Here is an 11,826-nt window from a genome sequence, read left to right as displayed (position 1 = left end):
GATGCGGTGCGTGACTCAACAGACGACACAGCACGGCGACTCCCACCCGTACGAGGGCGCCGTCCGCGAGGTCCCGACCGGCCGCAACGCCACCAGGCTCGTCTACGCCCCGGAGAGGGACGGTCTCGCCGACGCCGGCGAGATCGTGTGGACCTGGGTGCCCTTCGAGGAGGACGCGAGCCAGGGCAAGGATCGTCCCATGCTGGTGGTCGGCCGCAAGGGCCGCCGCCTGCACGGCCTGATGCTGTCCTCCCAACGGCCCGACGACCACGAGCGCCAGGACTGGCTGCCCATCGGTTCCGGACCCTGGGACCGGGAGGAGCGTGATTCCTACCTGCGGGTGGATCGCCTCTTCGAGTTCGACGAGGACGACATCCGCCGCGAGGCCGCCGTGATGAACGAGGACGTCTTCTGGAAGGTCGCCGCCGTCCTGCGCGACCGCTACGGCTGGCGCTGACCCCTTCCGACCCCGGGAACGTCTCGGCCTGTGGACAACTCCCGCGGTGGTCGACCGGGCGCTATACGCTGGAGGGAATCCCCCCGGTGAGGTGCCCTCCGACGCCGCAGGTGCCACCGGCCGGGGCGGCCTCCCGAGCAAGGAAGCCAGAACCAGAGATGACAGTCAGCAGTGACATCGAGCGCGAGGTCCACGATGTGGCCCGACGCGGTAAGAACGCGGCCGTCGACCTCGCCACGCTCAGCCGTGCGGCCAAGGACACCGCCCTGAACACGATCGCCGACGCCCTGGTCAAACGGGCCGAGGAGATCACCGAGGCCAACGCCGAGGACGTCGAGCGCGCCCGAGCCGAGGGCACGAGTCCGGCCATGATCGACCGGCTCACCCTCACCCCACGGCGGATCGAGGCCATCGCCGACGCCGTGCGCGAGATCGTCGAGCTGCCGGACCCGGTGGGCGAGTCGGTACGCGGAGGCGTGCTCCCCAACGGCCTGGACCTGCGCCAGATCCGTGTGCCGCTGGGCGTCATCGGGATCATCTACGAGGGCAGGCCCAACGTCACCGTCGACGCGGCCGCACTGTGCCTGAAGAGCGGGAACGCCGCGCTGCTTCGGGGATCGTCCTCGGCCTACAACTCCAACACCGCCATCGTGCGGGTGCTGCGGGACGCGCTGGAGGGCACCGAGGTGCCGGTCGACGCCGTCCAACTCGTTCCCGGGCGCACCCGTGAGTCCTCCACCGCGCTGATGCGTGCGCGCGGCCTGGTCGACGTACTCATTCCGCGCGGTGGCGGCTCGCTCATCCAGGCCGTGGTGCGCGACTCCACCGTTCCGGTGATCGAGACCGGTGAGGGCCTGTGCCACGTGTACGTGGACGCCGACGCCGACCTGGACAAGGCGGTGGCCATCGCCACCAACGCCAAGGCGCAGCGTTGCTCGGTGTGCAACTCCGCGGAGACGCTCCTGGTGCACGAGGCGGTGGCCGAGGCGTTCGTGCCACGGGTCCTGGAGTCCCTGGCCGCGTCCGGTGTGACCGTGCACGGGGATCCACGGGTGCTGGAGATCGCCACGGCACATCCGACCGAGGCCACCGTGGTCGAGGCGACGGAGGAGGACTGGGCGACCGAGTACCTGGACATGGACCTGTCCGTGCGGGTGGTGCCCGACGTCGACGCGGCGTTGGCGCACATTCGTGAGTACTCCACCCAGCACACCGAGGCGATCATCACCGATTCGCTGGCCACTTCCCGGTACTTCGTGGCCCGGGTGGACTCGGCCGCGGTGATGGTGAACGCCTCCACCCGTTTCACGGACGGTGGCGAGTTCGGGTTCGGTGCGGAAATCGGTATCTCCACCCAGAAACTGCACGCCAGGGGGCCGATGGGCCTCACCGAAATGACATCGACCAAGTACGTGGTCACCGGTGACGGTCACCTGAAGTGATCACGCGACGGGCGTCGTGGGGCTTGATGAAGGGCCGTTCGGGGAAACCGGGCGGCCCTTTTCCGGTCCCGGGTCACCGTGGTGAACCCCGGAACCGATGGGTGCACGCGCCGTGACGGTCACGTGCGCCACCTCGATTGTTTCCTTCGGCGAAACCTGGACAGAGGCGAAACTTCCCCGGACAAGTATTCCCAAAGCCCTCGCCGATCGGTACTTTCGCTTTGGTGTCACACGGCGCTCTTCCCGCACCGAATCAGGAGCGTCCGGCCCCCACCGGTCACGACGAAAGGAAATCCCCCGCATGAAGCTCGGGAGTAAGATCGCCGCGTCCACCGCCACCGCGGCTCTGGCGATCGGCAGCGTCACCATGATGGCTGCTCCTGCCCAGGCCGATCTGGTCACCCTGTGCTCCGGTCACGGCGGTGAGATCACCCTGCCGACCGACCTGAAGGTCCCCTCCGGCGCGAGCTGCTTCCTGGACGGCACCGTCGTCCAGGGCGACGTCACGGTCGAGCAGGACGCCAACCTCCACATCATCGGTGGCGCCATCGAGGGCGAGGTGTCCGTCGCCGGGGACGCCTACTTCGACGCCTCCGACACCACGGTCGACGGTGACGTGGTCAACTCCGGTTCCTACGGCACCTACCTGGAGGACGGCAGCTCGGTCGCCGCTCTGCGTGCCCAGGCCGCCGAGGGGGCCGCCAACGACGGTTTCGTCTACGTGGTCGGTGCCTCCGCCGCGTCCGTGGACGCCACCACCGGCGAGCTCTACGTCAACGGCGGCCGCATCGCCGACGGCGTGAACGCCGATGGTGTCGTCTACGCCGACATCTACGACAGCGTCATCCGCGGTGACCTCATCGTCAACGGCTCCGCCTCCGGCGGGATCCTGTGCGACAGCGAGGTCCTGGGCAACGCCACCTACAGCGCCGGCTCCGGCCCGGTCGCGGTCGGCGCCGGCGAGAACGACGACTTCTGCGCCTCGGTCAACTACGTCGATGGCGACCTGTCCGTCACCGGCGTCTCCGGTGGTGCCTACATCGACAACAACATCGTCGGTGGCGACCTGGTGGCCACCGACAACAGCCCGACCGCCCAGATCGGTGACGCCAACCGTGTGCGCGGCGGCATCGTCACCGAGGAGGTCGCCATGCGCGCACTGGCCGCCGAGGTGACCGCCGAGTTCGAGGCCCACGAGGCCGACCTGGCGGACGAGGTCGAGGAGGCCCGCGCCGAGACCGTGGACGCGGCCATCGAGGCCGGTCCCGCCTTCTAGGGGCACACTCGCTCGCTTCGGGCCTTCCGACTTCGGCGGTGCCCGGACGAAAACGGATCACGGCAGCGTCGACGGCCAGCGGCCGGCGGCGCCGCCGTCTTCGTGCCTTCAGACCTTTTTCGGTTTATATCGCACCCGTGACGACGGTCATACCTGAGTGATATGTTCGCGCCATGGCTGACTCCCAACGGCTCGCCGTGGTCTCCGGCGGCTCCGGTGGCATCGGACGGGCCGTCGTGTTCGCGCTCGCCGAGGCCGGACACGAGGTGGCGGCCCTTGGCCGTGACCCCGATCGCCTCGCCCTGCTCGCCGACGACGCCCGGGAGCGGGGACACCTCGTCGCCACCCGGACGTGCGACCTCGCCGACGAAGTCGCAGTGTCCGAACTCGCCGACTCACTCGGCCCCGTATCCGTCCTGGTCAACAACGCCGGCGCCGCGCACAGCGCCCGGCTGCGCGACACCGACCTCGACCTGTGGCGTCACCACCTGGACGCCAACGCCACCTCCGCGTTCCTGCTGACCCGGGCCCTACTGCCGGGCATGATCGAACGCGACCATGGGCGCGTGGTCTTCGTCGCGTCCACCGCCGCCCACACCGGAACCCGCCACACCGTCGCCTACGCGGCCGCCAAGCACGCCGTCCTCGGCCTGGCCCGTTCGGTGGCCGACGAGGTCGCCGGCACCGGCGTGACCGCCAACTCCGTGTGTCCCTCCTTCGTACGTACCCCCATGACCGAACGCTCGGTGGCCCGTATCTCCGAACGCACCGGACGCGACCCGGGCCGGGCCGAACGCGCCCTCGCCGATTCGACGCCCCTGGGCCGGCTGATCGAACCCGAAGAGGTGGCGGCCGCCGTCACCTACCTGGCGAGTCCCCTGGCCGGGGCGATCAACGGCCAGTCCCTCACCCTCGACGGAGGAGACACCCAACGATGAGCGCCTTTCGCGGCTCCGTGCCGCTCACGGACCGGTGGGACCACTTCGACCTGACCCGGGTCGACGGGGTCACCACCGTCACCCTGAACCGGCCCGACCGGCTCAACGCCCTCACCTTCGAGGCCTACGCCGACCTGCGGGACCTGCTGCTGGAACTGCCACACCGCGACGACACCAGCGTGTTGGTCCTGCGCGGCGAGGGCCGGGCCTTCTGCTCCGGCGGCGACGTCGACGAGATCATCGGCCGGACCCTGGAGATGGCCCCCGACGAACTCCTCTCCTTCACTCGCATGACCGGGGAGGTGATCCGGGCGATGCGCGAGTGCCCGATCCCCGTGATCGCGGGTATCCAGGGCATGGCCGCCGGCGCCGGCGCGGTCCTGGCCCTGGCCTCCGACTTCCGGGTGGTGGCCCGCTCGGCCCGCTTCGCGTTCCTGTTCACCAGGGTGGGGCTGTCCGGGGCCGACATGGGCGCCGCCTACCTGTTGCCGCGCATGGTCGGCCTGGGAAACGCCACCCGTATCCTCATGCTCGGCGACACAGTGGAGTCCGACGAGGCCGAGCGGATCGGTCTGGTGAGCGAACTGGTGGAGGACCACGAGCTCGACGCCGCCGTGGACCGGCTCGCCGAGAGGTTGGCCAAGGGCCCTTCCTTCGCCTACGCCCAGACCAAGGCCCTGGTTTCCCGGGAACTCGACATGAGTCTGTCCGGGGCCATCGAACTGGAGGCGATGACCCAGGCGTTGCTCATGCGCGGTGAGGACTACGCCGAATTCCACGCCGCCTTCACCGGCCGTCGCACCCCCCAATGGAAGGGACGCTGAGTGGAACCCGTACACCTGCCGCCCACCCCGCACACACTGGTGAATCCGCCCGAACTCGGGCCCAACCCGGGCTTCTCCCACGCCGTGGTCACCGCCCCGGGCCGTCTGGTCCACCTGGCCGGACAGATCGCCTCCGGGCCCGACGGGCGGCCGGCCGCCGAGTCCCTGGTCGACCAGTTCGATGGTGCCCTGGCCAACGTCGTCACCGCTCTGCGAGCCTGTGGTGGTTCACCCGAACACCTGACCCGCCTGAGCGTGTACACCACCGACGTTCCCGGCTACCGGGCCTCCGGGCGGGAGCTGGGCCGGGTCTACCGCGCCCATATGGGACGCCACTACCCGGCCGTGGCGCTGTTCGGAGTGGCCGAGTTGTTCGAACCCGATGCCTTGTTGGAGCTGCTCTGCGACGCCGTCATCCCGGGGCCGACCGACTGACCTCAGGGGGTCACGGTGGCGCGGACGTGGTCCAGGGCGGGCCCGCGCAGCAGGGCGTGCAGGTCGAAGAAGACGCGCGCGGCCCTGCTGCCCGCCCACCGGTCGGGCAGCAGTTCGGGTGGCAGCCCCGGGTCGAGGAACGGCAGCCTCCGCCAGGAGTCCACCGCGCGCAGGTGGTCGGCGAAGGCCATCGCCCGCTGTTCGGGGCCTTGGTCCGAAGGTGCGCCGCGTCGTCGCCACGCGGTCAGCACGGGCTCGTGTTCGTCGAGGAACCCTTGGTACATCGCCTGTAGCGCCGGTAGGTCCCACCAGCGGGCGACGGACGTGGTCAGGTCGCGAAAGTCCAGGTGGGTCGCGTGGAACAGCTCCGCGTGCTCCTCCAGGCCCAGTTCACGCAGGGTGGTGCGTGCCTGGTCGGTGAGGTGCGCGGGAGCGATCCACACGCCGGCGGCGGTGGTGCCGAACCCCAGTCGGGTCAGTTGGGTCCGCAACGCGTGCCGGCGACGACGTTCGGCCTCGGGCACGGAGAACACCACCAGTACCCAACCGTCCTCGGCGCGGGCCACCCGGTGGCCGAAGATGCGCTGGTCGCCCTCGCCGAGTATGCGGCGTCCCTCGTCGGAGAGCCGGTAGCCGGCCGCGCCGCCCAGATGCTCGGACACCAGTAGCCCACGGCGTTTGAGTCGGGAGACCGCCGAGCGGACCGAGGGGCCGTCGACGTCGAGTCCGCCCATCAGCGCGATCAGGTCGGCAACCCCCGTCCATCCGCCCACGTCGCGGGCGTAGGTGCCGAAGAACGACACGATCAGGGCCCGGGGGCGGCGCAGGACGCGGTCGGCGTCGACTGTGGGATCCGGGGCTGCTCGGTCGCTGTTGGCAATCATGGGCACACGATAGCCGCCGGTACACGGCACCCCTTGCGGCGCTCGACCTTCTCCTGCGATCACGTCCGTTTTCCCGATGGCTTCATGTCACTCCCTTGACGGCCGTCACGTTCCGGGTGCATCTTCGGAGTGAGGCGGATCACGTTCCCGAGAGAGTCGAGGTCGCACATGGCGTTCCAGCCCCACGACGACGACCACGAGTTCGCCCGATGGGTCACCGACCGGGCGGCCGAACTGGACACCACTCCCGGTGAACCGGGGCGCGTCGACCGGGCGCTGCTCCAGGGGCTGGGCGAGAGCGGACTGCTGTCCGCGCTGTTCCCCGGCACGGTCGACGACGGACCTCCGCGAGAGGCCCCCGCCACCCGGTTGTGCCTACTCCGCGAACACCTGGCCGGTGTCGACACCCACGCCGAGACCGCCCTGGCCCTCCAAGGGTTGGGGACCTACCCCCTCCTTCAGTCCGGGACCGACCGACAACGGAAGCGCTGGGTCCCCGAGGCCGCGGCGGGCCGGGCGGTGGCGGCCTTCGCCCTCACCGAACCCGAGGCCGGATCCGACGCCGCGGCCCTGGAACTGCGTGCCGAGCCGTCCGGCGACGGCTGGCGGCTGCACGGTGAGAAGACATGGATCTCCAACGCGCCGGACGCCGACTTCTACACCGTCTTCGCCCGAACCACCCCCGGCACCCGTTCGCGGGGCGTCACCGCCTTCTGCGTCCCCGCCGACCGCCCGGGGCTGTCCGGTGAGCCCTTGGAGATGCTGTCCCCGCACGCCCTGGGACACCTGGTCTTCGACGGGGTCGAGGTCGGCTCGGACGACCTTGTCGGCGCCCCCGACGAGGGGTTCTCGGTGGCCATGCGCACCCTGGACCTGTTCCGTCCCAGCGTCGGCGCGTTCGCCGTCGGCATGGCCCGGGCGGCTCTGGCCGCCGCCAAGGAGCACACCGCCGGTCGCCGTGCCTTCGGCGGCACCCTCGCCGCTCTGCAGACCGTCTCCCACACGCTCGCCGAGATGGCCACGCGTACCGAGGCCGCCCGCCTGCTGGTGTACGCGGCCGCCGAGGAGTACGACTCCGGCGGCCCCGACGTCACGCTCAAGGCGGCGATGGCCAAGCTGTTCGCCACCGAGACCGCCCAGTACGTGGTCGACTCCGCCGTCCAACTGCACGGTGCGCGTGCCCTGCACCGGGGCCACCTCCTGGAACACCTGTACCGAGAGGTCCGGGCACCCCGTATCTACGAAGGGGCTTCGGAGGTCCAGCGACAGATCATCGCCCGTCACATGTAGTCGTCCACGCGCCGACACCGAGCCGTCACCACGGCCACGCCGCCCGCTGTCGCACCCCGCACCCGGAGGTCCAGCAATGTCGCACTCTCCATCGCCCGACCAACCGCTCCCACCGCCCTCGACCCCGAGCGCGTACGAGGACACCTTCACCCGCGACCACTTGCCGCCCCTGGAACAGTGGCCGCTCATCGAACCCCTGGACGTACCCCGGCGCCTCAACTGCGCGGAAGAGCTCCTGGAGGGCACCATCGCCCGTCATGGTGCCGACCGGCGCTGCGTCGTGGGCGAACACGAGACACTGACCTACGGAGAACTGCGGGACCGGGTGGACCGCATCGCCCACGTCCTGGTGGAGGAACGCGGCCTGCGGCCGGGGGAGCGGGTGCTGCTGCGCGGCCCCAACGCCCCCTGGCTCGCCGCCTGCTGGCTGGCCGTGCTCAAAGCCGGAGGCGTGGTCGTCACCGTCCTCCCGGTGTTGCGCGCCGGTGAGCTCACCACCATCCTGCGTTCCGCACGCGTGGCCCACGCGCTGTGCGACGCCCGCTTCCTGGACGACCTGGACGAGGCGTCCCGACGGGCGGGGGAGGACACCGCCCCCTCGACCCTGGTGTACGCAGGACAGGGCCCCGACGACCTCACCGAACGGGTGGCGGCCCACCCCGACCCGTTCACCGCCGTGCGCACCGCCGCCGACGACGCCTGCATGATCGCCTACACCTCCGGGACCACCGGTGACCCCAAGGGGTGCGTGCACTTCCACCGCGACGTGCTCGCCATCGCCGACACCTACTCCCTCCAGGTGCTCAAGCCCGCTCCCGAGGACCTGTTCGCCGGTAGCCCGCCCTTCGCGTTCACCTTCGGACTCGGCGGACTGCTGATCTTTCCGCTGCGGGCCGGAGCCGCCACGGTGCTGCTGGAACGCCCGCGCCCCGAGGCGCTACTGGACGCCGTCACCGAACGAGGCGCCACCATCCTGTTCACCGCGCCCACCGCCTACCGGGCCATGCTGGCCGGACGCGGCGACCGCGACCTGTCCACCCTGCGCCGGTGCGTGTCCGCCGGCGAACACCTGCCGGCGGACACCTGGCGGGACTGGTTCGAGGCCACCGGTGTGCGGCTGCTCGACGGCATCGGCGCCACCGAGATGCTGCACATCTTCATCTCCTCCACCGACGACCACATGCGCCCCGGCTCCACCGGCAGGCCCGTCCCCGGGTTCACCGCCGCCGTCCTGGACGACAAGGGCGACCCCGTACCCGACGGCGAACCCGGACACCTGGCGGTCCGCGGTCCCGTCGGCTGCCGCTACCTGAACGACCCGCGCCAACGGGAGTACGTCCGCCACGGCTGGAACCACACCGGGGACACCTACGTGCGCGACGAGGACGGCTACTTCTGGTACCGGGCGCGCAGCGACGACATGATCGTCTCCGCCGGCTACAACATCGCCCCCGCCGAGGTGGAGGAGGCGCTTCTCACCTCCCCCGACGTGGAGGAGGCGGCCGTGGTGGGGGTGGAGGACCCCGAACGCGGCCTGGCCGTACGGGCGTACGTGGTGCCGAGGCCGGGTCCGATCGCCGACACCGACCTGGCCGATCGACTGCGCGAACACGTGCGCTCCCGCATCTCCCCGTACAAGACACCGCGCTCGGTGGTCTTCGTCGACGAACTGCCCCGCACCCCCACCGGCAAGCTCCAGCGTTTCCGGCTGCGGGAGGGCGCCCTGTGACACCGCCCCCGCGTCCCGACCATCGAGCGGACCACCCCGACGAGCGGGCGACGGCACCCGACGACAGACCGTGACGTCGACGAACAGGACGTCAACGAACAGGAAGGCGGCGCGATGCGCATCGCGTGTATCGGCGCTGGACCCGCGGGACTGTACTTCGCGGCCCTGACCCGACAACTCGACGCCACCCACGACATCACCGTCTACGAACGCAACGCCCCCGGCGACACCTTCGGGTTCGGCGTGGTGCTCTCCGACGAGACCCTCGGCGGCATCGAACACGCCGACCCCCGTGTCTACGAGCGACTCACCACGGAGTTCGCCCGCTGGGACGACATCGACGTCCACTTCGACGGCACCGTCATCACCTCCGGCGGGCACGGTTTCGCCGCCATCGGACGCCACACCCTCCTGAAGATCCTGCGCGCCCGCTGCGCCGAACTCGGGGTGCGCGTCCACACCCGCACCGAGGCGCCGCCCGCCGCGGAACTCGCCGCCCATTACGACCTCGTGGTCGCCGCGGACGGGGCGAACAGCGCCACGCGCACCGCACACGCCGACGCGTTCGGCACCATCCTCGAACCGCGGAGCAACCGGTTCATGTGGCTGGGCACCGACCTGGTCTTCGACGCGTTCAACTTCCACATCCTGCGCACCCCGCACGGAATCATGCAGCTGCACTGCTACCCCTACGCGACCGACGCCAGTACGTTCCTCGTGGAGATGGCCGAGGACGTGTGGGAGGCCGCCGGATTCGTCGACCGCGATCTCGCCCCCGGGGAGAGCGACCTCGACGCCATCTCCCGCTGCGAGAAGCTGTTCGCCGACGTCCTGGGACCGCACCGACTGCGGCCCAACAACTCCCGCTGGCAGCGCTTCACCACCGTCCGCAACCGCACCTGGCACCACGGCAACGTCGTCCTGCTCGGCGACGCCGCGCACACCGCGCACTTCTCCATCGGATCCGGCACCAAGCTGGCCATGGAGGACGCCCTGGCGCTCGCCGCCCGCCTGCACGAACACCCCGACCTGCCGAGTGCCCTGGACGCCTACGAGGACGAACGCCGTGCCGTGGTGACCAGCACCCAACGCGCCGCCCAGGCCAGTCTGGAGTGGTTCGAGGACATCCACCGCCACGTCGACGCCGACCCGCTGCCGTTCGCCTTCGATCTGCTGACCCGCAGCCGCCGCGTCACCTACGACAACCTGCGCCTGCGCGACCCGGAGTTCGTCGCCCGGGTCGACGGCTGGTTCGCCCGCGAGGTGGCCCGCGAGGTCAGGGGTGGAGAAGGAGCCCTCGACGTTCGCCCGCCCATGTTCCACCCCTTCCGCCTGGGCGCGTTGGAACTGGACAACCGGGTCGTCGTCTCGGCCATGGACATGTACTCCTCCACCGACGGCACCCCCGGAGACTTCCACCTCGTCCACCTGGGCGGCAAGGCGCTCGGTGGTGCCGGACTCGTCATGACCGAGATGGTGTGCGTGTCCGCCGACGCCCGCATCACCCCCGGCTGCGCCGGACTCTACGCGCCCGAACACGAGACCGCCTGGCGCCGCTTCACCGACTTCGCGCACACCCACAGCCGGGCCCGTGTCGGAGTGCAGCTCGGGCACGCCGGCCGCAAGGGCTCCACCCGGCTGATGTGGGAGGGCATTGACCAACCCCTGACCACCGACAACTGGCCGGTGGTCTCCCCGTCGCCGCTGCCCTACCGGGACGGTGTCAACCAGGTGCCCCGGGAACTGGACCGGGGCGCCATGGACTCCATCCGCGACGACTTCGTCGCCGCCGCACACGCCGCCGACCGCGCCGGGTTCGACCTGCTCGAACTCCACTGCGCGCACGGCTACCTGCTGTCCTCGTTCCTGTCCCCGGTCACCAACCGGCGCACCGACTCCTACGGGGGCGACCTGACCGGTCGGCTCCGCTATCCCCTGGAAGTCCTCACCGCCGTGCGCGCCGCCTGGCCCGACCACAAACCCCTCACCGTACGCATCTCCGCCACCGACTGGGTCGAGGGCGGCACCACGGGTGACGACGCGGTCCAGATCGCCCGCGCCCTCGTGGCGGCCGGAGCCGACGCCATCGACGTCTCCACCGGACAGGTCACCCCCGAGGAGGAACCCGCGTTCGGACGCAGCTACCAGGTCCCCTACGCAGAACGCGTCCGCCGCGAGCTCGGTGTCCCCGTCATCGCCGTGGGCGCCATCTCCTCCCACGACGACGTCAACTCGACCATCCTGGCCGGCCGCGCCGACCTGTGCGCCCTGGGCCGCCCCCACCTGTACGACCCGCACTGGACCCTTCACGCCGCCGCCGAACAGGACTATGCGGGTCCCGGCGTCACCTGGCCGGTCCCCTTCCGCGCCGGCAGCCGCAAACCCCCCACCGGTCGCGTCGACGGGCCGCGTCCCCGACTCGAACTGCTACGGTCCGGCGACGACTCCACCCGGCACCGACGGTGGCGTCCCCACACCACCTGAGGCGAGTCATAGTGCTGTTCGGTGGACCACTGGTGGTGGCTGGTTGTTGGCGGTTGTTGGCGGTTGG

General features: G+C 70.6%; 10 protein-coding genes. 9 read left to right on the top strand and 1 reads right to left on the bottom strand.

What is annotated here, in order from left to right; genetic code table 11:
- Nucleotide 1 precedes the first annotated feature (1 nt).
- From NLI01S_RS24390 to NLI01S_RS24365, 6 genes are all read left to right on the top strand, one after another.
- Complete coding sequence (locus tag NLI01S_RS24390; protein WP_067609162.1) at nt 2-457, top strand: type II toxin-antitoxin system PemK/MazF family toxin; 456 nt, start codon at nt 2-4, stop codon at nt 455-457.
- A 158-nt stretch (nt 458-615) separates the two neighbouring features.
- Complete coding sequence (locus NLI01S_RS24385) at nt 616-1,899, top strand: glutamate-5-semialdehyde dehydrogenase (protein WP_067609159.1); 1,284 nt, start codon at nt 616-618, stop codon at nt 1,897-1,899.
- A 301-nt stretch (nt 1,900-2,200) separates the two neighbouring features.
- A complete protein-coding gene (locus NLI01S_RS24380) occupies nt 2,201-3,175 on the top strand; it encodes a hypothetical protein (RefSeq protein WP_067609157.1) in 975 nt (324 codons plus the stop codon).
- Nucleotides 3,176-3,348: 173 nt separating this feature from the next.
- The gene (locus tag NLI01S_RS24375) at nt 3,349-4,113 is read left to right on the top strand and encodes an SDR family NAD(P)-dependent oxidoreductase (RefSeq protein ID WP_067609154.1); all 765 of its coding nucleotides are present in this window, start codon (nt 3,349-3,351) and stop codon (nt 4,111-4,113) included.
- The gene (locus tag NLI01S_RS24370; protein ID WP_067609152.1) at nt 4,110-4,937 is read left to right on the top strand and encodes an enoyl-CoA hydratase family protein; all 828 of its coding nucleotides are present in this window, start codon (nt 4,110-4,112) and stop codon (nt 4,935-4,937) included. The genes NLI01S_RS24375 and NLI01S_RS24370 overlap by 4 nt, the downstream gene beginning before the upstream one ends.
- Complete coding sequence (locus tag NLI01S_RS24365) at nt 4,938-5,372, top strand: RidA family protein (protein WP_067609149.1); 435 nt, start codon at nt 4,938-4,940, stop codon at nt 5,370-5,372.
- 2 nt (nt 5,373-5,374) lie between these two features.
- Here NLI01S_RS24365 and NLI01S_RS24360 read toward each other — a convergent pair whose 3' ends face one another.
- Complete coding sequence (locus NLI01S_RS24360; RefSeq protein ID WP_067609147.1) at nt 5,375-6,256, bottom strand: PaaX family transcriptional regulator; 882 nt, start codon at nt 6,254-6,256, stop codon at nt 5,375-5,377.
- 168 nt (nt 6,257-6,424) lie between these two features.
- Here NLI01S_RS24360 and NLI01S_RS24355 point away from each other — a divergent pair, with 168 nt between their 5' ends.
- The 3 genes from NLI01S_RS24355 (at nt 6,425) to NLI01S_RS24345 (ending at nt 11,759) form a co-directional block, all read left to right on the top strand.
- Nucleotides 6,425-7,546, top strand: a complete 1,122-nt coding sequence (locus NLI01S_RS24355) for an acyl-CoA dehydrogenase family protein (RefSeq protein ID WP_067609144.1) — start codon at nt 6,425-6,427, stop codon at nt 7,544-7,546.
- A 76-nt stretch (nt 7,547-7,622) separates the two neighbouring features.
- Nucleotides 7,623-9,275: a benzoate-CoA ligase family protein gene (locus NLI01S_RS24350; RefSeq protein ID WP_067609141.1), complete on the top strand. Its 1,653-nt coding sequence runs from the start codon at nt 7,623-7,625 to the stop codon at nt 9,273-9,275.
- Between the two features lie 114 nt (nt 9,276-9,389).
- Nucleotides 9,390-11,759, top strand: coding sequence for a bifunctional salicylyl-CoA 5-hydroxylase/oxidoreductase (locus NLI01S_RS24345; RefSeq protein WP_067609139.1), 2,370 nt, complete (start codon nt 9,390-9,392; stop codon nt 11,757-11,759).
- Nucleotides 11,760-11,826 lie beyond the last annotated feature (67 nt).

Origin of the sequence: Nocardiopsis listeri NBRC 13360 (assembly GCF_001570765.1) — a bacterium.
Taxonomy (GTDB): Bacteria; Actinomycetota; Actinomycetes; order Streptosporangiales; family Streptosporangiaceae; genus Nocardiopsis; species Nocardiopsis listeri.
This window is presented reverse-complemented; position numbering and strand designations above follow the sequence as displayed.

Bases quoted from the DNA above. Each gene is read 5' to 3' on its own strand.
- NLI01S_RS24390 (WP_067609162.1), top strand. From the start codon at position 2: ATGCGGTGCGTGACTCAACAGACGACACAGCACGGCGACTCCCACCCG.
- NLI01S_RS24385 (WP_067609159.1), top strand. From the start codon at position 616: ATGACAGTCAGCAGTGACATCGAGCGCGAGGTCCACGATGTGGCCCGA.
- NLI01S_RS24380 (WP_067609157.1), top strand. From the start codon at position 2,201: ATGAAGCTCGGGAGTAAGATCGCCGCGTCCACCGCCACCGCGGCTCTG.
- NLI01S_RS24375 (WP_067609154.1), top strand. From the start codon at position 3,349: ATGGCTGACTCCCAACGGCTCGCCGTGGTCTCCGGCGGCTCCGGTGGC.
- NLI01S_RS24370 (WP_067609152.1), top strand. From the start codon at position 4,110: ATGAGCGCCTTTCGCGGCTCCGTGCCGCTCACGGACCGGTGGGACCAC.
- NLI01S_RS24360 (WP_067609147.1), bottom strand. From the start codon at position 6,256: ATGATTGCCAACAGCGACCGAGCAGCCCCGGATCCCACAGTCGACGCC.
- NLI01S_RS24355 (WP_067609144.1), top strand. From the start codon at position 6,425: ATGGCGTTCCAGCCCCACGACGACGACCACGAGTTCGCCCGATGGGTC.
- NLI01S_RS24350 (WP_067609141.1), top strand. From the start codon at position 7,623: ATGTCGCACTCTCCATCGCCCGACCAACCGCTCCCACCGCCCTCGACC.
- NLI01S_RS24345 (WP_067609139.1), top strand. From the start codon at position 9,390: ATGCGCATCGCGTGTATCGGCGCTGGACCCGCGGGACTGTACTTCGCG.